The sequence below is a fragment of the Pseudomonas sp. FG35 genome (assembly GCF_057809295.1).
The window spans coordinates 45,413-67,748 of sequence record NZ_JBMDJR010000001.1 but is presented as its reverse complement, the minus strand read 5'-3'; the positions used below and the strand labels follow the sequence as shown (position 1 = coordinate 67,748).

Annotated in this window: 3 protein-coding genes; all 3 read right to left on the bottom strand. The window is 64.5% G+C overall.

Going from position 1 to position 22,336, the window contains the following annotated elements; all coding sequences use genetic code 11:
* Positions 1-62 precede the first annotated feature (62 nt).
* From ACODTD_RS00220 to ACODTD_RS00210, 3 genes are read right to left on the bottom strand one after another with little or no spacing between them, the layout of a single operon-like run.
* Positions 63-9,158 carry a hybrid non-ribosomal peptide synthetase/type I polyketide synthase gene (locus tag ACODTD_RS00220; protein ID WP_489104272.1) on the bottom strand — a complete coding sequence of 3,032 codons (9,096 nt, stop codon included), beginning with the start codon at positions 9,156-9,158 and terminating at the stop codon, positions 63-65.
* Complete coding sequence (locus ACODTD_RS00215) at positions 9,158-13,267, bottom strand: non-ribosomal peptide synthetase (RefSeq protein ID WP_489104271.1); 4,110 nt, start codon at positions 13,265-13,267, stop codon at positions 9,158-9,160. Before ACODTD_RS00215 ends, ACODTD_RS00220 begins: the two co-directional genes overlap by 1 nt.
* Positions 13,264-22,272: a non-ribosomal peptide synthetase gene (locus ACODTD_RS00210; protein WP_489104270.1), complete on the bottom strand. Its 9,009-nt coding sequence runs from the start codon at positions 22,270-22,272 to the stop codon at positions 13,264-13,266. Before ACODTD_RS00210 ends, ACODTD_RS00215 begins: the two co-directional genes overlap by 4 nt.
* Positions 22,273-22,336 lie beyond the last annotated feature (64 nt).

The window sequence follows — 22,336 nt, the reverse complement described above, 5'->3', positions numbered from 1 at the left end:
TCCGGTTTCGCACAGCACTTGCACTAAATTCAGCAGCCATCGCGGCATCGAGATCGGCTCACTCATGGCGATGGCTCATCCGTACCGATGACTTCGGCCAGCAACCGCGCCCAGCCGCCCGCCACGATGCCGTAGTGATCGGTGTCCAGGGTTTGCCAACTGCGCAACTGCGGCAGCAAGGCCTGCCAGTTGCGTTGCAGGTCGTCCGGGTTCCATGCGTTGCCCAGCCCGTAAGGATTGGCGTGCCCGGCGCTGAACAGCCGCACCACTGTGGTCGCCAATGCTGGCGGCTGGAAGTCGATCATGCTGGTCATGTTGTTGCGGCAGCACACCGTCAGCCGCTGCAGATACGCTTGGCGTTCTTCGCCCATGCCCTTCCCTTCGACCGCCGGCCAGCGCTGGGCAAACTCGCGCTGGAACACCTGCTCGATGGTCTGCTCATCAATGCCGGCCAGTTCCGCACCGGCATCCGGCGCGGGCGGGTCGATCAGGTACAACAACGGTTGCCTGAAGCCCTCAGCCTGGGCCTGATGACACAGTGCTTGCGCCACCCATGCTCCGAAGGACCACCCTGCAAGGCGCCAAGTGCTGCCGTGCGGAAGATGCTCCTTGATCGCCGCCAGATACCAGCGTGCACGTTCCTCCACGCTGATGTTCGGCAACTGCGGCAGGCGCAGCGCCGGGTCGGCGATCACGCACACGCCCAGTTCCGCCGGCAGCGCCGAGACCAGTTCCCGATAGGCCTGAACATCGCCGCCCACCGGGTGGATCAGGTACAGCCAGTCGCGGCCGGCACCGGCATGCCATTGATCGATCCGCACCGCGTCGTGCCAGCCGAGCGGCGCAGCGCTGGGCGTGTCTTCAACAGTGGCGATCGATACCAGCCCCAGCACCTCGTTCAGGCTGACCTTGTGGCTGAATTGCGACAGCTGGAACACCTCACCGGTGGCCGCTTGCAGTTCGTCGATCAGGTCGAGCAGTGTCAGCGAATCCGCGCCCAGGTCGTACAGCGAGTCGTCACCTTCCAGCTCGGCCACACCGAGCCACTTGCACAGGCACTCACGCAAGCGCGCCGACAGATCCAGGCCCTTCGGCGCCTCTACCGTTGCGGCCACGGCACCATGGCGAACCGGATAAAACCGCCGCGCCGTTTCGATGCCGGTGGTGGAAATCAACAGCTGCGGCAACTGCGTCGCCATCGCCAGATCGAACACCCGACAGCCCTCTTCCGCCGACAGGCCAACCGTCAAATGCTCCAGGTGCGCGGCGTCGCCGCCGTTGCTGGTGGTGGCCATGCCGATGTCGCGCCAGATGTCCCAGTTGATTCCCAGGCGCAGGCAGGTGTCGGCCGGGCTCGGGCGATAGTGGGTGAAGCCATCGAGTACCCCGCTGGCCGCCGCGTAGTCCAGGTGCCCCGCACCGCCGAACAGTGCCGACATCGACGAGCAGTACAGGACAAAACCCGGCGTCAGGTGCTCGATCAAGGCTTCGACTGCCAGCATGCCGCGAGTCTTGGCGGCCATCGCCTCGGCCATTTGCCGGGCATCGCGGTGGCGAATCAAGCTGCCCGCTCCGACGCCCGCCGCATGAATCACGCCGCTAAGGCGACCGTAACGCACGGCCAGTTGATCGAGGATCTGCGGCCAGCGCGGCAGGTCGGCGATGTCCGCTTTGATGCAGTCGATCCGCGACGCGTACGCCGCCAGCGACGCGGGCAATTGCCCCTGACGCGAGATCAGCACCACCCGGCGTGCAGGTGCCTGCAACAGGTGTTGGCACAAGGTCCGGCCGATGCCGCCGCTGCCGCCCAGCACCAGGAACGTACCGTCTTCCGGCAGAAGCCCTGATGGCGTTGCTGGGCCGGTCAATGGCTGAGGCAGCAAGCGTGGCTGCCACAGGTATCCGTCGCGCACCGCCATTCGCCGAGGCAGTGAGGCCGGATTGGCAAGCAACGCTGCCAACTCGCCGGCGCGCATTTCGAGGCGCGACGATGGCCAGTCCAGCCAGTGACAACGCACCGGGTATTCCTGCGGCACCACTTCGGTGATGCCGGCCAGCGCTGCCAGTTCGGGGCGCTGAACTTCGCCGTCTACCGGGCACGCCTGCCACGACATCAACCACAACCGCAGCCGTGTCATGCGCGGGGTCTGCCCCCAGGCCTGCATCAATGCACTGACCGTATCCAGACAGGCCCACTGCGCCAGATCCAGCGATTGCTCATTGACCTCGCCCGACACCGCCAGCGGCAAGGCATGCAGCCAGTCGAGTTCGCCAAGGTCGGGTTCTGCAACTTCGGCGAGCAAACGGTTCAGGGCTTCAGTGTCCAGCGGATCAAGTTCGAAACGGTCCGGGCTCAAGCGCTTGAAGCCATTACCGGCGCGCACCTGAATCACGCGTCGGTACACGGCGTTCAAGCTCGTCAGCAACGTCGATTCCGGCGTTTCATGGCTGCACAGAATCAGCACCTCACGGGATTGCGCCGTCGCTGTCGCGCTCAGGCGCCGGGTGCGCACCCATTGTCGTTGGTGAAACCAGTCCGCCAGCGGTTGTCGCGCAAGGGCTGGCGCTTCAGGTTCAGCAGCCACAGGGGTCTGGAAACGATAGGTCTGAAGTTCGAACGATGACGGCGGCAAATCCCACGGCGGCGGTGCCGAGCGTTGCGGCCACTGGATATTCACGCCTTCGTACCAGGCGTCCAGCAAATCCTGCGGCGATTGATCACGGGCGATCAACTGCGCGCTTGAGACCCCGACTTCCTTGATCGCTGTCGGCTGCAACGGAATGTCGTCACCCGACCGGCAGATCATCGCGAAGCGCCAGCGCAACTGCCGGCGACCTGACTGCAAGTACCGCAGCAATGCGGTGTGCTGTTCCGGATTGGTTTGCAGATATTCGCGAATTACCGCGATATCGCGCAGCAACTCCGCTCGGCTGTGAGCCGAAATCATCAGCAGTGGCAGCGTTTCCTCGTCCCCCTCCTGCGCCGTGGGCGCAGCACCAACGATGACATGCGCATTGGTTCCGCCAATCCCGAAACTGCTGACACCGGCCAGTCGCCGCCGCCCTTGCGGCCATGGCCGGGACGTGGTCGGCACGTAGAACGGCGAATGCTGCAGATCGATCTGCGGGTTGATCCGGCCAAAACCGAGGTTCGGCGGCAGCACGCCATGGAACACCGCGAGACTGGCACGAATCAGCCCGACCACCCCCGCCGCCGCGCCCAGATGACCGATCTGGCTTTTTACCGAAGCCAGTGCGCAATGGCCGGCAGGTGCGTCACCGAAAGCCTTGGTCAACGCCGCGACTTCGATCGGATCGCCGAGCAAGGTGCCGGTGCCGTGGGCCTCGATGTAGCCGATGTCGGCACCGGTCAACCCGGCCCGGCTCAAAGCATCACGGATGACTGCGCTCTGCCCGGCCACCGACGGCGCGGTGTAACTCATCTTGGCCCGGCCATCGTTGTTCAACGCCGAACCTTCGACCAACGCATAGATCCGGTCACCATCGGCCCGCGCCTTGGCCAGCGGTTTGAGCACCACCACCCCGTAGCCACTGGCACCGAGGGTGCCGCTGGCGTCGTCGCTGAATGGACGACACAGACCATCGGCAGAGAAGATGTGCTGCGAGCGGTGCCGATAGCCCTCGGTCAGAGTCGGATCGATCAGCACCCCGGCCGCGAGCATCACGTCGCTGTCGCCCTGACGCAGCATCGAACTGGCCAGGTGCACGGCGATCAGCGAGCTGCCGCAAGCGGCCTGCACGCTCAGGGCCGGGCCGTTGAGGTCCAGGTGATACGCGGCTTTGGTCGCCAGAAAATCCTTGTCGTGATGCAGCGCCAGTTGGAAGCCGTCCGGCAAATCGTCGTCGGCGGTTTCGCGCAGCATTTGCTGGAAGTACGTGGTTTCGCCGCAACTGGCGATCAGACCGATGCGCGGGCCCTCCGCCGACGGAACGATGGCCGCGTGTTGCAGAGCCTGCACGCAGGCCATCAGCAGATGCCGCTGTTGCGGGTCCATCAGCCGCGCTTCCTGGCGGCTGATGCCGAAGTACTCGGGATCGAAATCGAGCATGCCCGCCAGTTGACTGCGGGCGCCGACCAAGCCCTCTTCGGCGGCAAAGTGCTCGATGCCCAACCCATTGCCTTGCACCATCGCCCAGAACTCGGACAGGTTCTGCGCTCCGGCCACATTCACCGACATGCCGATGATCGCCATCGGCTGGTGACCTGCATCGGTTTGCCGGACACGCTCCACGGCTGCGACCGGCGCCGTCGACAGATGCGCCGCCAGACGCCGTACCGTGACGTGTTCGAACAGGTCGGCCATTGTCAACTTGTGCGGCAGCTCTTCGGCGTAACGGCCATGCAAACGCATGAGGCCGAGGCTGGTGGCGCCGGCCTCGAAGAAGGTCTGTTCCGGCTCGATGTCACGGCCGATCACGGCCTGGAACAACTCGCTGAGTTGCCGTTCCAGTGCGCTCAATTGAACAGCCGTTGCTGGCGTGCTGCGCCGCTCCAAAGCCTCGCCCAGATTCGGCAAAGCCTTGCGGTCGATCTTGCCGCTGGGGGTGCGTGGCCAGCGGTTGATCCGTCGGTATTCATCGATTCGCACATGGGCCGGCAGCCGCCGCGCGACCTGACGATCCAGCGCTTGCGACGTTGGAGGTTCGCCTTCGAGTTGCAGCCAGGCGATCAACCGAGGTGGATCGGCCTGCACCGCCACCACCGCGTTGACCACTTCCGGCACCTGCATCAGCGCCGCCTCGATCTGCCCCAGCTCCAGCCGATGGCCGCTGAGTTTGATCTGCTGATCGTCACGCCCCAGATAATGCAGGCAGCCCTGGGCATCGGCCCACGCCAGATCGCCGGTGCGGTAGTACAAACAGCCGTCCGCCAGCTCGACAAACCGCGCGGCGTTCAGCGCAGGATCAGCCAGATAGCAACGGGCAACCATCGGCCCGGCCACCAGCAGATAGCCACGACTGCCGATCGGTACCGGGCGGTCGTGCTCATCGACCAGCAGCAACCGCGCATTGCCCACGGCATGGCCGATCGGCGCGCGTAACGGCCAGTCCCGCGCCACGGGCGGCAGACGCAGGGCGCTGACCACGTGGGTTTCCGTCGGGCCGTAGTGGTTGAACAACGAGGCCTGCGGCATGCCGCCGAACCAGTTGCGCAGCGCTTCGGTGCAAAGCAGTTGCTCGCCGGCCGTGATCACCTCGCGCAACGCCGACGGGTAAATGCCCCTGGTCACGGCGGTTTGCGCCAGATGCTGCAAGGCCACGTACGGCAGGAACAGGCGCTCGATCCGCGCCTCGACCATGTAATCCAGCAACGCCTCGGCATCCTGACGCCAGCGCGGCGTAATCAGGTGATAGCAACCGCCGCCGCACAGGGTGCTGAAAATCTCCTGAAACGACACATCGAACGACAGCATCGAGAACTGCAGGGTCACCGCTTTTGCCGGCAACTGCCCTTCGGTGCGCTGCCATTGCAGCAGGTTGCACAGGGTGCGTTCCGACACTTGCACACCTTTGGGCGTGCCGGTCGATCCGGAAGTGAACAGCGTGTACAACGGCCGTTCGCCGGCGTGGTGTGGACGTTCGAACGTTCCGGCATCGGCGCGCAGATCAACCCGATGCGTGGCGAATCGTCCGGCGTTCAGGTCATCCAGTGCAGCCTTGGTCGCGTCGCTGAACAGCACACACAGCGGCTGCGCCTGCTCCAGCACCTGACGCTGGATCGCCACCGGGTAAGCAGGGTCCAGCGGCACGGCGGTCAGGTTGAGTTTGGCCAGCGCCAGCAAGGCGACGATGTGTTCTACCGAGGCATCGAGGAACAGCACAACATGCAGCGGCGCGTTCCCGGTCGGCAACGGATGGCGCTCGATCAGATTTGCCGCCAGAGCATCGGCCCGCGTATTCAGTTCGCTGTAGCTGAGGCGCTGCTGGCCTTGAACCAGCGCGACCGCCTCCGGCGTGCAAAGCACTTGATGCTCGAACCCGTCCGCCAGTGTGTTGAACGGCAGCACAACCTGCGGACCTTCGCTTGCCGGTGGCAGGCTGCGTCGATACGGACCGAGCAAATCGTTGAGATTGGCCGTCGGGTTTTCCAGCAACAGATCCAGACCCCGGCGGAACAGCGCGTTCAACGCCCGCATCTGTTCGGCATCGAAATAGCTGCACTGATATTCCCACCAGCATTCCAGCTGCGAACCGCTGCCCACCATCAACAACGTCAGCGGGCACTTGGCGTGCAACTGCTCGTTGAACTCCAGCGTGGCGCGCAGACTGGAATCGGTCAGCGCCGCGTAATCGGTGTTTTCCAGCACGAACATGAAATCGAACAGCAACGGGCTCGACGACAGCCGCAGGTCTTCCACCAGATCCGCCAGCGCCACGTCCTGCAACGCCAGCACTTCACGCACGGTGGCAGTCTGTTTGCGCAATTGCTCGCTCAGGGGCAATGCGTTTTCAACGACGGTGGGGATCAGCACGGTGTTGGCAAACATGCCAACGGTGTCTTCGAACTCCGCCAGCGGCCGGTTGGACACCGGGCTGGCGATCCGTGGCCGGTCGCTCCCGGTCAGGGCGTACAGGCTCCAGGCGAAGACACTGAACAGCACTTCGAAGCGGGTCAGCCGTTGTTGCGTGCAAAAGCGTTCGAGGGCGGCGCTGCGCACTGTGCCCAAGGACTCGCGGTGCAACCGGGCGTCCGGGCTGATTTCGCGCATTGGCATCAATGCAGGCGACGGTTCTTCTTGACGGCGATGCAACTCGGCGAGTGCGCGGCGCTGGTCGCGGTAATGCGGATCGACGCTCCACTGGCGCTGCCACTGGCCAAACTCCAGCGTCGTCAATCGGGTGGCGCGCTGCGGACTGTCGTCGCCTTGCAGGACATCGGTGTAAAGCTGCGCCAGATCGTCGAACAACAGGTTCACCGACCAGCCATCGACGATGATGTGATGCAGGTTCAGCAACAGCCGGCAGCTGCCGTCGGCAAACGGCAACAGCCAGGCCTGAAACAGGTTCGGCGTCGTCAGGTCGAACGGCGCGGCGAACACCAGCTCGGCGAAGGCCTGCCAGTTGTCCTCGGTGAAATGCCCGACCGCGAAGGTGCGACAGGTCGAACCCTGCTCGGCGATTACTTGATCGAGTCCGTCGGCACCCGCCGCGAATGCAGTGCGCAATCCCGGATGACGCTGCACCAGACGCCCCAAAGCCTCGGCCAGTGCGGCAACTTCGACACCTGCCGCCAGATACAGAATCAACGGCACGCTGTAGGCGGTCGAGGTCGGCGAACGTTGTTGCAACAGCCACAGCCGTCGCTGTTCGGCGGTGGCCGGCAGGCGTCTGGCGCTGCTGATCGGAGGCGCGGGTGGGTAAATCGACTCGCCGTTCGTCTCACCGGTCAGTTGTGCGGCCAATGACGAGAAAGGCTCGTTGAGCAACGTATCGATGGCGATCTCGCGCTGCCAACGGACACGAATTGCCGAACGCAGGCGCATGGCCTTGAGCGAATCGCCGCCACTGCCCAGCCAGTCATCCTGCGCACTCAGGGCCGGTTGGCCGAGCAGGGAACGGGCCTGACTCAACAACCATTCCAGCGCCGGCGAAACGCTTTCGTTATCCGTAACCGCCAGGACTGGATGCCACGGACTCAACCCCTGCGCCAGCAACCCGTCGCGGTCGATCTTGCCATTGGCCGTCAGCGGCAGGCGCTCCAGCAGGAACAACTGATGCGGCCGCATATACGGCGCCAGTTGTGCTCGCAGATGGTTTTCGAAGGCGAGATAGTCCAGATCCCCGCGAGGCACGATGAACGCCAGCAGCTGATGATCTTCAGCCGCCTGGCGCCGGGTACAGACGAACACCTGCGCCACGCCCGGATACTCCAGCATCCGTTGCTCCACCTCCCCCGGCTCGATCCGGAAACCACGAATTTTCACCTGCCGGTCGACGCGCCCCAGGTACTCGATCAAGCCTTCGGCATTGCGCCGCACCAGATCGCCGGTGCGGTAATGCACCTGCGCGCCACCGTCGAGGTCGGGTAAACGGACGAACTGGCGGGCGGTTTCTTCGGGCCGGTTGCGATAGCCACGGGCGACACCGCTGCCACTCAAATACAGCTCGCCGACCTCGCCTGCCGGTACCGGCCGTTGCTGCTCATCCAGCACCAACACGCCAGTGTCCGGCAACGGTCGGCCAATGGGCGCCGAGTCAGCGGCAAAGTCGCGGCTGATCGGCCAGCACAGGGCAAACGTGGTGCACTCGGTGGGGCCGTAAACATTGAAAATCCGGCAGCGGCTCTCAGGATTGGCCCGATACCATCCGCGCACGGCGGCAGCGCTGATCTGCTCACCGCCGATCAGCACCTGACGCACGCTGGAAAAGCACGAGGGCCACTCGGCAATCAAAGTGTTGAACAGCGATACCGTCATGAACAGATTGTCGACCTGGGTCCGCTCCAGCACCTCGGCCAGACGCCGCGCATCCAGCACGTCCTCATCGGCGATCATCACGCAGCAACCGCCGTTGAGCAGCGGCGCCCACAGTTCGAAACTGCACGCATCGAACGCCGGGTTGGACAGGCAGGCAAACCGGTCCGCCGGACGAATCTCGATATAGCCGTTGGTGTGCGCCAGCCGCAGCAAGCCGCGCTCGCCCACCTCGACCGCTTTCGGCGTGCCGGTGGTGCCCGAGGTGTAGAAGAGGAACATCACCTCGGCAAAATTTTCGGCCAGCGTTTGCGCTGGAGCGTCCGGCTGATCGAGCAAGGCCTCGACGCTGATTTGCCACAGTGAAGGCGACCACAGCGCTTCTTCATCCAGGGTAATCAGGCCGACACACGCCGCATCCGCCAACATCAATTCCCGACGTTGGCGCGGGCTGGCCCGATCCAGCGGCACCACCACCGCGCCGACCTTCAACACGCCGATAATCGCCGCCAGCCACTGCCAGCAGCGCGGCATGCACAACGCCAGCGACTGACCGGGCTCGACGCCACGCGCCAGCAACCCTCGGGCGATGCGTTCGCTGGCGCTGGCCAGTTGCGCGTAAGTCAGCGTGACCGATTGATCGATCACCGCCGGGGCTTGCGGATTACGCGCCACTTGCTCGGCAAAACGTGCGAGCAACGGCATGTCTTTGGACGCACTCATCATTTCGCCTCCTGCGCGTCGAAGCGTTGCAGCTCCCGACGGATGATTTGCGAGACCCGATGGATTTCCGCGCTTTCGAGCATGTCCCAGTGCCCGCCGCTGACCAGTTTCGCCAGATAGCCGTGGCCTGCGCGGCGCCGCCAGAAGCCACGCAGTTCATGCAACTGATGGCGGCTGAAATCTTCCCGGGCCTGGATCAGCACCACGCGACCGGCGCGCGGCGCGCAGTCATAGGCGGCCATGGCCAAACGGTTGTGGTTGTAGATGTTGAAGTAGCGTTCGACCTGGGCGTCTTCGATGCCGGGGTACATGCCGTTGAAACGCACCAGCTTGTCGCGGAACTCGGCCATGTCCACGGTGCCGATCTGCTCGCGGAAACCCGGATCGTCACTGCCCTGGGTGTCGAGCAGCACCACCGTCACCTGACGATGCCCGGCCGCCGTCAACCGCCGCGCCATTTCATAGGCCACCAGACCACCGAACGACAGCCCGGTGAGGATCAGCGGTTGCTGCGTCAGTGGCTCGATCTGGCGCAAGTAAGCCTCGGCCATCGCTTCGACCGTCGGCTCGGTGCTCTCCCCCGGATTCAGTCCCGGCGATTGCACCCCGTACACGCCGGCTTCATCCGGCAGCACCTTGGCCAACGACAGATAACAGAACGCCGTACCGCCCGCCGGGTGAATGCACACCACGTTGTGCTGGCCGCTGCCGCGACGGAATTCGATCAGGTTGCTCTGGGCCAGCGCCGGATTGGCCCCGACCCGCAGCCAGCCGCCCAGCGCTTCGATGGTCGGGTAACTGAGCACCACGCGCACCGGCACTTCGACTGCAAACTGCTGGCTGATCTCATGGGCCATTTTGATAGCAGCAATGGAGGTGCCGCCGACGTTGAAGAAGTTGTCGCGAATGCCGATCTGCGGCGCCAGCAACAGGCTTTTCCAGATCTGGTACAGCGCCAGTTCGATGTGATCGCGCGGGCTGCTCAGGTTGACCTGACGATTGACCAATTCCTCGTCCGCCAATGCCGTCAGCGCAGTGCGATCGACCTTGCCGTTGGCAGTCAGCGGCAGCGCGTCTAGCCACAGATAGCTGCCGGGGATCACCGCTCTGGGCAGGGTTGTCGCCAGATGGGCGTGCACCGCTGCTTCGTCAACGGGTTCGGCCACCACACAGCAGGCCACCAGCCGCTGATCCTGTGCCGCTTCGCCGACCATCAACACCACGGCGCTGCGGATGCCGGGAAACGCTTCGAGCCGGGCTTCGATTTCGCCCAGTTCCAGGCGCACGCCGCGCAACTTGACCTGAAAATCGTTGCGACCGAGAAACTCCAGCTGACCGTCCGGGCGGTAGCGCGCCAGATCGCCGCTGCGATAGAGCCGATCACCTGTCACGAACGGATTGTCGATAAAGCGCTCGGCACTGAGCTGCGCCAGCCCCAGATAACCACGGGCCACACCGACGCCGCCAATGTGCAGATGCCCGGTCACGCCCACCGGTACCGGCTGGTCGCGATCATCGAGCACGTAAAAACGGTTGTTGGCAATCGGCCGGCCGATCGGCAATTGCCGGGCCGGCACCACGGCGCCGGGCTCCAGGGTCCAGATGCTGTTGATCACCGTGGTTTCGGTCGGGCCGTAGACGTTGTGCAGCCGCGCACGGGGCAGACGCTCCTGGAAGCGCCGGGCCAGAGCCGGCGGCAGTTCACCGCCGCCGCTGAACACATCGGTCAGCGACACACACTGGCTGACCTCGTCGACCTCCAGGAACAGCTGCAACATCGCTGGCACGAACACCAGCGCCGTGACCTGCTGCTCGCGCACCTCGCGTGCCAGGTACGCCGGTTCGTAATGGCCGCCGGGCCGAGCGATCACCAGCCGCCCGCCGGTTGCCAGCGGCCAGAAGGTCTCCCACGCAGAAGCATCGAAACCGAACGGGATCTTGTGCAACATCGCCCCCGCCTCGCCGCAGACCTGCAAACACCACAGCAGCAGATTGCTCAAGCCACGATGCGCGACCATTGCGCCCTTGGGCAAGCCGGTGGTGCCGGAGGTGTAGATGACATAGGCGAGATGGTCAGGGGTAACGCCGACATTGCGCGGATCAAGATTGTCCGCCGGCAGCGACGCCCAGCTCGCGGCGTCCTTTTCGAGGTCGAGGATTGGCGCTTCCCAGTTCGACCCTTGCACGGCCTGACGCAAGATTGCGTGCGCCGAGCCAAGGGTCAGCAGCACCGCCGGTGTGCTGTCGCCGAGCATATGACTCAGGCGTCCCAGCGGATAGTCCGGATCCAGCGGCACGTAGGCGCCGCCGGCCTTGAGCACCGCCAGCAGCGCCACCGGCAATTCCAGCGAGCGCTCGATGCACACCGCCACGCGCACGTCCGGGCCGACGCCCAACGTGCGCAAATGCCGCGCCAGCCGATTGGCCCGGGCATTGAGCTCGGCGTAGCTCAGGGATTCGCCCTCGAACACTACCGCGCAGGCCTGAGGGTTGCCCGCAGCCTGCGCTTCGACCAGTTGATGCACGCAGGGCGCCGCTTGCGTCAGCGGTGTGGCGCGGTTGAAGTCGACCAGCACCTGCTGACGCTCGGCCTCGTTCATCAACGGCAAGGCATTGATCGGTTGCTTGGCGTCGGCGGCGATCTGTTCGAGCAGGTGGCGGTAGTGCCCGCTCAGGCGTTGGATGGTCGCAACGTCGTAGAGGTCGGTGTTGTATTCCACCAGCAGGTCCAGCCGCCCTGCCCGCTCGACCCATTCGAACGCCAGATCGAACTTGGCCGTGGCACTGCTGGTGCCGTACGGCGCCAGTTCCAGACCGGGCATCTGCACCGCGTTGCCCGGTGTGTTCTGCAGCACCAGCATCACCTGGAACAACGGCGAATGACCGGGGTCTCGCTGCGGGTTGACGGCCTCGACCACGCGGTCGAATGGCACGTCCTGGTGGGCGTGGACGTCGAGCATCTGGCCCCGCACCTCGCGCAGCAGCTCGGCGAAGGTTTGCTGCGGATTCAGGCGCTGACGCAGCACCAGGGTGTTGACGAAATGGCCGATCAGCGGCTCGACTTCCGGACGATTACGGTTGGCGAACGGTGTGCCGATGCACAGATCCTGCTGACCGCTGTGGCGCCACAGCAGCACCGCCAAAGCGCCGAGCAGTACGTTGAACAGCGTGCCCTGAGTTTGCCGGGCCAGCGCCGTGAGTTCACGCAAGGTGCCGCCATCGACGGAAGAACTGAACGTGGCGCCGACATAACGCTGCACCAACGGTCGCGGCCGGTCGGCGGGCAAGGTCGACAACAACGGCGCGCTGTCCAGGGTGCGACGCCAGTAATCGAGCTGAGCGTCCAGCGCCGCACCGCCGATGCGCTGCTGCCAGCAGGCGTAGTCGGCGTATTGCACCGGCAACGGCGCAAGCGTCGGGGTTTCACCACGCAGATAATCGCCGTACAGCGTCGCGACTTCGTGCAGGATCACGCCCATCGACCAGCCGTCGGCGATGATGTGGTGCACGCTGTACAGCCACAGGTATTCGTCGTCGGCCACGCGCAGTAACGATGCCCGCAACAATGGGCCGGTGGCCAGATCGAATGGCGCCCGTGCGTCCTGTTCGACGGCGAATCGCACCTGCTGCTCACGCTCGTCGGCAGGCAAATGGCGCAGATCCGTCACCGACAACGACAGCGGCATCGACGAATGCACCACCTGACGCGGTTCACCGTCCACGCTGCAAAACGTCGTGCGCAGGACTTCGTGGCGGGCCACCAGTTGGTTCAGCGCTCGTTCCAGCTGCGCGACGTTCAACGGCCCTTTCAGCGTTATCGCCGTGGGCACGTTGTAGAACGGGTTGCCGGGTTCCAGTTGATCGAGAAACCACAGTTGCCGCTGCGAGAATGACAACGGCCAGGACCCGTGCGCGCCAGCACGGCGCGGAATTACCGCGTCATCGTGCCCGCCGAGCAAGGCGATCAGTTCCTGTTTGTGACGCTTGAGCGCCTGGGTCAGTTCTTCGGTGAGAAACCCGCGCGGCGCCTTGCAGCGCAGCCTGTCACCGTCCACTTCGAGCACCACGCCATGGCGAGCGAACAACGCCAGCAATTGATCGGCATTCATACTTCGAACTCCTCCATGTCTTCGTCGTCCAGGCTGGCGGGCACAGGCTCGATGGCAAACGCCTCGACCGACGCGCGGTGTTGTTCATCGGCTGTGCGCAGCCCGCCGATCATCGAATAAATCAATTCATGGCTTGGCCCCAGGTCGAACAGCGTCGTCAGTTGCTGCTCCTCGACCGAGCCGATACCGCACAGGCCCAGGCCGTGCTCGACGGCGGTCATGCTCAGCAACTGGGCCATCGCCCCGCTTTCGATGTGGCAGAAGTCGCGGCTGCGCTCGCCGTACAACGGACGGATCGCGGCCATGTCGGCGATGAAGAACAGCGAGAACGCGGCGTTCTCGTACACCGGTCGGTTGACGAAATAGTCGTAGGCGTCCGGGTCGAGCGCTCCGCTCTGGAGCGCCAGCAAACGATGCTGGCGGGGATCGTAGTAATACGCGCCGCCGGGCACGCCGAGCACGCGATCCGGCTTGACGTAGAGGTACGCCTGAATCGGGTAAAGGCCACCCGCCGACGGGAACTGGTATTTCACTTCGCCGTCGAGTTGCCCCTGGGCCAGCGCTGCCAGTACGTGCGCGAAGGCCTGGGTGGCGATCGGTTGCCGATCGTATTGACGCACCGAGCGGTAATCGCTCAAACGCCGGGCGAAGGCCGGGTCTTGCGGCAGATCCAGTGCCACTGCCGGCAAGGCTTGAGCGAAGTCACGGCGCCCGCGCTGTTCGGCTTTGAACTGCGCTCGCTGCTGTGGATCCTCGATGATGTCCTGCACGGGCTCCGGAGCCTGCTGCACGTTGCCGAGCAATTCCTGACGCGCCCGGTTCTGGCGGTACATGCCAAGCAGATGCAGCAACGTCGGCTGGGCCAGCAGTTGTGCCACGTGCGGGCGGAACTGCAACGCGCCGGACAACGCGTTGCTGATCCGGACGATATCGATCGACGTTGCGCCGAGGTTCAGCAGGTTGGCGTTGGCGGCAATCGATTCGCGCTTGAGCACGCCCTGCACGATTTCCACCAGCCGCTGTTCCTGCGGGCCGTCGACTTCCAGCGCCGGCCCTTGCTCCTCGACTTGCTCAGGCTCCGGCAGGCGTTTCTTGTCGACCTTGCCGTTGGACGACAACGGCCAGGCTTCAACAAAGGTGAACGACGGCGGAATCATGTAGGCCGGCAGCTTGTCGCTCAGGTAGGCGCTGAAATCACTGGCCTGCAACGCCGGATCGGCCTTGAGCACGTAACCCGCCAGACGCTTCTCGCCCAGCGTGCTGCCAAGAATCCGCACCACCGCGCTCTGCACACCGGGATGGCGATTGAGCGCGGCTTCGATCTCGCCCAGCTCGATGCGATAGCCCTGGACCTTGACCTGATTGTCTTCGCGACCGAGGAATTCGATGTTGCCGTCGGGCAGTAAACGGCCCAGGTCGCCGGTGCGATACAGCCGTTCGCCGGTCAGTGGATGATTGAAGAAACTGCCCGCGCTGAGTTTTTCATCGCGCCAGTAACCTTTCGCCAGACCGATGCCGCCGATGTACAGCTGCCCCGCGACCCAGGTCGGGCGCACTTGCAGCGCTTCATCCAGCACGTAGAAGCGCTGATGATCGAGGGCCTTGCCGTAGGGAATGCTGCGCCAGGCCGGATCGACCTGTTGCACCGGGTAGTAGATCGACCAGATCGACGCTTCGGTGGCACCGCCCAGGCTGATCAGTTGCAAATCCGGCTGCAAGGCCCAGGCCCGCTCGGGCAAGGTCAGGGGAATCCAGTCGCCGGACAGCATCGCCACCCGCAGGCTGGCAGGTAACGCGCCGCCCTCGCCCTCCACGTACTCGACCAGCATGCCGAGCAGCGCCGGCACCGAGTTCCACAGGCTGACCTGGTGACGCTTGATCAATTCGAGCCAGTGCGCCGGATCGAGTGACAGTTGCGGTTCGAGGATGACCACCGTCGCGCCCACCGCCAACGTGCCGAAGAAGTCATAGACCGACAGGTCGAAGCTCAGCGACGAGATCGCCAATACGCGGTCGTTCGGGCCGACAGCAAAGCGCCGGTTGATGTCGAGCAAGGTGTTGACCGCACCGCGATGGTCGATCACCACGCCTTTCGGCTGACCGGTGGAGCCGGAGGTGTAGATCACGTAAGCGAGGTCACTTTCGTTCACCTGCACCGGTTGCAGTGGCAGTTCATCGTTCGAGACTTCATCGGTGACCGCGATGGCCGTGACCTGCGCCGGCCATTCGATCCTGTCGAGCAGCGCCGGTTGGGTCAGGACCAGGCTCGCCTCGGCCCGCTCCAGAATATGCCGCAGCCGTTCCGCCGGTTGCGTCGGCTCGATCGGCAGGTAAGCGCCGCCGGCATACAGAATCGCCAGCGTTGCGACCACTTGTTCCCAGCCGCGCTCCATCACCACCGCGACCAAGCGGTTCGGCAGCACGCCCTGTGTTTGCAATCGGGCGCCGAGTTGCCGGGCCTCGTTGCGCAATTGGGCGTACGTCAGCTGTCGCGTGCCGATCACCGCCAGTGCGTCCGGTGTGGCAAGGGCCTGACGTTCGAACAGTTCGTGCATCAATGGCAGCGTTTGCTGATGGTCGACCGGTGCCGGCAAGCGTGCCTGCGGCAGCAGTTGTGGCGTGTTCGCGCCCCAGGCTGCCGGTTCGCAAAGGCTGTCGAGCAGCGTGTTATAGGCGACGAACATCTGCTCGATCATGCCTTGCGGGAACAGCTCGTCGATGCTGTCCCAGTTGAACAACAGGCGTCCTTCGAGCTCCAGCAACGTGTGGTCGAGCCACACTTGCGGGGTCTGGGTGATGCTGTGCATGTGTTTGGCGTTCAACGCGTCGGCCAGGTTGAACTCGGCCAGTTCCGGCGCCGCTTCCGACAGCGTGCTGTTGAACACGATCGGCATCGCGGTCTGCTGCACGCCCCGGGCCTGGGACAATTCGCGCAGCACCCGCACACCGCTGACCACCGAATGATCGATGTCGCGCCACAGTTGCGCCTGCACTGCGCGGGCCTTGTCGGTGAAGGTTTGTGTTCCGTCGATGCCGACTTCCAGCAGTACCAGTGAGGTGAAGTCGCCGATGATCTCGTCGACATCCGGGTGTAGCGGCATGCGGTTGAACAGCGGCAGGCTCAGGGTGAAACGCGGGGTGCGGCTCCACAGCGCCAGCACTTCGCTGAACGCGGTCAGCAGCATCACCGACGGCGTCACCGCAAACTGCTTGGCCACGGCTTTGAGCTGCGCCCACTGCGCGGCCGACATGTCGCGGTCGCGGCGGGTGAAGTGCGGGTTGGCAATGCTTTCGGGTTGGCGTACCAGCGGCAGATCTGGCGCCGGGGCCAGCGTGGTCACCCGCTCACGCCAGTAGCCCAGCGCCTGCTCGTAGCGGCGGCCATTGCGCAACTGCTGTTCGGCCAGCACATAGTCGCGAAAAGTCAGGCCTGGCTCTGTCAGCTCCAGGTTCGGATTGACGTAGAACGCCATCAGTTCGCGGGCGAGAATCTGCGTGCTCGCGGCGTCGACGATCAGCGCGTCGAGGCTGATGTGCAAATGGGTAATGCCGTCATCGAGCAGCGACAGGCTGAACTCGAACAGCGGCCAGCGACTGGCGTCCAGCACCTGATGGGACTGGCGTTCGCGGGTCGCTTCCAGCGTGCGTTGCGCCACTTCGACGGGCAAGCCGCGCAGGTCGCTGCGGGGCATGCGATAGGTCGGTACCTGCGCCAGCACCTGTTGCGTGCCGTCGCTGAGGAACACCACGCGCAGCATGTCGTGGCGCTGGATCATGCGATTCAAGGCCTGTTCGAAACGCTCGGCGTCGAATTCGGGAATGCGCAGTTCTTCGTAGCCGTGAGCGCTGACGCCGCCGAGGCTGACCGTGGCCTCGCGACCGAACCAGTAGGCTTGCTGGATATCGGTCAGAGGGAACGGTTCATGTCGATTGCCGCGATCCGGCTCGATCTGGAGGAATGCCGGTTCAACGCTCTGTTCTTCACGCGAGACCTGCGCCGCCAGATCCCGCAACACCGGGGTCTGGAACAGGCTGCTCAGGGACAGTTGCGCGCCCATGCGCTGGTTGATCGCGTAGATCATCCGCGTCGCCAGCAGCGAGTGGCCGCCGAGGTCGAAGAAGTTGTCGTGGATGCCGACCCGTTCGCACTTGAGCACTTCAGCCCAGATCTCGGCCATTTGCCGTTCAATGTCGTTGCGCGGCGCTTCGTAAGTCGCGCCAGCGCTGCGTTCCGGTGCCGGCAGCGCCTGGCGGTCGAGCTTGCCGTTACGGGTCAGCGGCAGTTGCGAGAGCCGGACCCAGGCACTCGGGATCATGTGTTCGGGCAACTGGCGTTGCAGTTCGGCGCGCAGGGATTCGCTGGTCGCGGTGCCGACCACATAGGCCACGAGGCGCTTGTCCCCGGCCACGTCTTCACGCAGCAACACGGCGGCTTCCTGAACCCCGGGTTGCTGATGCAACAGGCTGTCGATCTCACCGAGTTCGATGCGAAAGCCGCGCAGTTTCACCTGTTGGTCGATGCGTCCCAGGTACTGCACGTTGCCGTCGGCCAGGAATTTCGCGAGGTCGCCGCTGCGGTACATCCGCGCGCCCGGCTCGGCGCTGAACGGGTCCGGCAGGAAGCGCTCGGCGGTCAGGTCCGGACGATTCAGATAGCCACGGGCCAGGCAGGCGCCGGCGATGTACAACTCACCCGCCACGCCGACCGGCACCGGATTCAGATGCTCGTCCAGCACGTACAGCCGCGCATTGGCGATGGGACGGCCAATGGGCGGCGCGTCCGGCCAGGACTCGGCGTCGTTGCAGTCGAGGCTGAACTGGCTGACCACATGGGTTTCGGTCGGCCCGTACTGGTTATGCAACTGCGCACCGCCGAGCCCACGGACAAAACCGCGCAGTTCGTCATTGATTTGCAGGGCTTCACCGGCGGTGATGATCTCGCAACCGCCGGCCGGCATCGGCGCATCGGCCTCGGTCAGGCCGGCGAGTTGCTGCAATACGGCGAACGGCAGGAACGCCCGCTGCACGCCTTCGGCCACCAGGGTCGGGCGCAGTGCGGCGAGGTCCTTGCGGCTGTCTTCGGTCATCAGCAACAGGCTGCCGCCCTGGCAGAGGGTGCTGCAGATTTCCTGGAACGAGACGTCGAAGTTCAGCGAGGCGAATTGCAGCACACGCTGCGGTGCTGCGGCTTGATCGAGTTGCCAGGCAATCAGGTTGTCCAGCGCGCGACAGCTGTGGGCCACGCCTTTCGGGCGTCCGGTGGAGCCGGAGGTGTAGAGCACATAGCCGAGGTTTTCCGGGCTCACCGTGACCTGCGGATCATCCGTCGGGTGCTGTGCCCATTGCGCTGCGCCGGTGTCCAGGCAGCAGATTTTCGCCTCGTTGGCCGGCAGCCCGGCCATCAGGCTCGATTGCGTCAGCAGCAAGGTCGGCGCCGCATCGCTGAACATGAACGCCAGACGCTCGCTCGGGTAAGCCGGGTCGAACGGCACGTACGCCGCGCCGGCCTTGAGGATCGCCAGCAGGCCGATGACCATGTGCGGCGAGCGCTCCATGCACAGACCGACGCGATGCTCGGGGCCGACGCCTTGTTCGATCAGGTGATGCGCGAGGCGGTTGGCGGCACGATTCAGTTCGCCATAACTCAGTTGCTCACGGTCGGCGAGCAGCGCCACGGCATCGGGCGTTTGCCGGGCAAGGGTTTCGAAGCGCGCCACGCAACCGGGCAACGACGCGGTATCCCGCGCGGTGCGGTTCCAGTCATGAACGATCTGCTGATGTTGCTCGGCGCTCAGCAGCTTGATCCTCGCCAGCGACTGCTGGCTGTCCTCGACCATCTGCGTCAGCACCCGACGCAGGTACTCGCCGAACTGCTCGACAGTGCCGCGCTCGAACAGGCCCGAGGCATATTCCAGACCACCGACGATCTGCCCGTCGCGCTCACTGAGCGCCAGTTGCAGATCGAACTTGGCCACGTGATGGCTGCTCTCGACCGGCGTAACGTCGAGCCCGGTCAGCAGCAGATCGGAATCCTGATCCTGCTCCCAGGCAAACAGCACCTGGAACAGCGGACTGTGGGCCAGGCTGCGCGGCGGGTTGAGCAATTCCACCACTTGCTCGAACGGCAGGTCCTGGTGTTCCTGAGCCTCCAGCGCCACTCGCCGCGCCTGTTGCAGCCATTGCGCCACCGACGGCGTACCTGATCGAGTCATCCGCAGAGCCAACGTATTGACGAAGAAACCGATCAGCCCTTCCAGTTCCTGTTGCGGACGGTTGGCCGATGGCACGCCGATCACCACGTCGCTTTGCCCGGACAGACGCGACAACAGCAATGAAAACCCGGCCAGCAGAGTCATGAACAGCGTGGTGCCTTGCTGCATGCCCAGGGCTTTCAATCGCGCGGTCAACGCTTCGTCGAAGACCAATGGAACAAAGCCACCGAGGTAATCCTGCACGGGCGGACGCTTGTGATCGGTCGGCAACTCCAGCAATACCGGCGCGCCCGTGAGGGTTTCACGCCAGTAACGGCTTTGCTGCTCCAGCACGTCGCCGGACAGCCATTGCTTTTGCCACACGGCGTAATCCACGTACTGCACGGGCAGCGGCGGCAGCGGATCGTCGCGATCCTGCAACGCCGCTGCGTACAGCTGCCCCAGCTCGCGGGTGAGCACGCCCATCGACCAGCCGTCGGAGATGATGTGATGCTGGGTCAGCAGCAACACATGGTCATCCGCCGCCAGCCGCAGCAAGCTGACCCGCATCAGCGGGCCCCGGCTCAGGTAGAACGGTCTCGCGCCTTCCTCGTCGATCAAGCGGGCCAGACGTTCTTGCGCATCGTGCCCCTGCACGTCAGTCACCGTCAGCCGGATGCTGTGCGCAGGCGGCGAAACCAGTTGGCGCCCTTCCCCTTCAACGGCGATGAAGGTGGTGCGCAGCGCAGCATGGCGCGCCACCAGTTGATTGAAGCTGCGTTCAAGTGCCGCCACGTCCAGCGAACCGCGCAAACGCAGGTTCAACGGCATGTGATACGCCGCGTTGCCACCTTCCATTTGCGCCAGAAACCACAGGCGCTGCTGGGCAGACGACAACGTTTGCGCGCCCGAGCGTTCAAGGGCCGTGATGGCCGGGCGAGCCGCAGCCTGACTGGCTTGCAGCCGTTCGGCGAACGCCGCCAGAACCGGCGCGGCAAACAGGGTCGAAGGCGCCACTTCCAGCCCCAGCGTGTGGCGAACCTGCGCCAGCACCCGCATCACCAGCAGCGAGTGACCGCCAAGGGCGAAGAACTGATCCTGACGCCCGACCCGCTCGATGCCGAGCACGTCCGACCAGATCGCGGCGAGCGCGGTTTCCAGCGAGCCTTGGGGAGCCTGGTATTCCTGCTGATCGAATGCCTCGACGTCCGGCGCTGGTAAACCGGGCCGATCAACCTTGCCGTTGGCGGTCAGCGGCAAGGCGTCGAGACGCACGAAGGCGGTCGGCACCATGTAGTCCGGCAAGCTGATTTGCAGCTGTTCGCGCAGTAAGCGCGGGCTCAGCGTTGAGTCTGGTTTTTCGCAGTAGTAGGCGACCAATCGCGGTTCACCGGGACTGTCCTGGCGCAGCAACACCACGCTTTCCCGCACGCCCGGGATGTCCGCCAGCCGGGTTTCGATTTCCCCCAGTTCCAGACGCAGGCCGCGCAATTTGGCCTGGGCATCGTTGCGACCGAGGAATTCCAGTTGGCCGTCGGCCCGGTAACGCGCCAGATCCCCGGTGCGGTAAAGGCGTTCGCCCGCCAAGAACGGGCTGTCAATGAAACGCTCGGCGGTCAGTTGCGGCAGGTTCAGATAACCGCGCGCCACGCCGACGCCGCCGATGTACAACTCGCCCGCGACACCCTCGGCAACCGGTTTACCGTCAGCATCGAGCAGGTAAATCCGGGTGTTGGACAGTGCCCGGCCGATGGGCAGCACCGCGTCGATCTGGTTGTTTTCGGTGAACTCGAAACAGGTGCTGTCGATGCTCGCTTCGGTCACGCCGTAGGCCTGGACGATCTGCACCTGCTCACCACACAGCCTGCGTAATTGTCGTGCGCTGTGGGCGGTCCAGATGTCGGAGCCGCAGACCACGGTGTGCAGGAACGACAAGTCATGGCCGGTCTCTTCGACCCACGCCAGCAGCGGATTGAGCAGCGCCGGTACGAAATCGGCAAAGCCAATCTGCGCCTCGCGGATCAGCCGATACAGGGCCGGCGGGTCCATCAGGGTGTCCCGTGGGCACAGCACCAGCGTACCGCCAAAACCCAGCGCACGGATCAGGTCCGCGCTGAACACATCGAAGGAAAAACCGGCCATTTGCAGGTGCTTGATCGGCTCGCCCAATCCATAGAGCCGGGCCCAGTCGCCGCTCACGGCGACCAGTCCGCGATGCTCGACCATCACGCCTTTCGGGGTTCCGGTGGAGCCGGAGGTGTAGATCACGTAAGCCAGGTGACGGGGTGTCAGGCCGATCGAGTGAGGATCGAGGTTGTCTGCCGGGAGCGAAGCCCAATCACGGGCGTCGGCCAGCTCCAGCACCGTCGGTGCAGTCGCTGACAGTTCGAGCGCCGCCCGCAAAACATTGCTTGCCTGGCCGTGAGTCAGCACCACCGGCGGTGCGCTGTCGGCCAGCATGTGCGCCAGCCGCGCCTGCGGATAGGCCGGGTCCAGCGGCACATAGGCACCGCCAGCCTTGAGCACCGCGAGCACGCCGACCAACATTTCCAGCGAACGCTCCAGACACAGCCCGACCCGCACGTCCGGCCCGACCCCGAGCTTGCGCAGGTGATGGGCCAGCCGGTTGGCGCGGGTGTTCAGTTCACGGTAACTGATTGCCTCCTGCTGCCAGCGCGCAGCGATGGCCTCGGGGCTGCGCAGCACCTGCGCTTCAAACAGACCGTGCACGCACAGGTCTGCATCGAACGGTTTCAAAGAGCAAACGTCGGGCTGCGCGGGATTCGTCCCACGCAAGGAAGTGTTGTCGAACATCGGAGGCTACCGTCCATGACTACATTATTTTTGTGATCAGGCAGGTGTCAGCACGCTTCCTGCC

Coding starts and splice junctions, on each gene's coding strand:
- ACODTD_RS00220 (WP_489104272.1), bottom strand. CDS start 9,158: ATGAGTGCGTCCAAAGACATGCCGTTGCTCGCACGTTTTGCCGAGCAA.
- ACODTD_RS00215 (WP_489104271.1), bottom strand. CDS start 13,267: ATGAATGCCGATCAATTGCTGGCGTTGTTCGCTCGCCATGGCGTGGTG.
- ACODTD_RS00210 (WP_489104270.1), bottom strand. CDS start 22,272: ATGTTCGACAACACTTCCTTGCGTGGGACGAATCCCGCGCAGCCCGAC.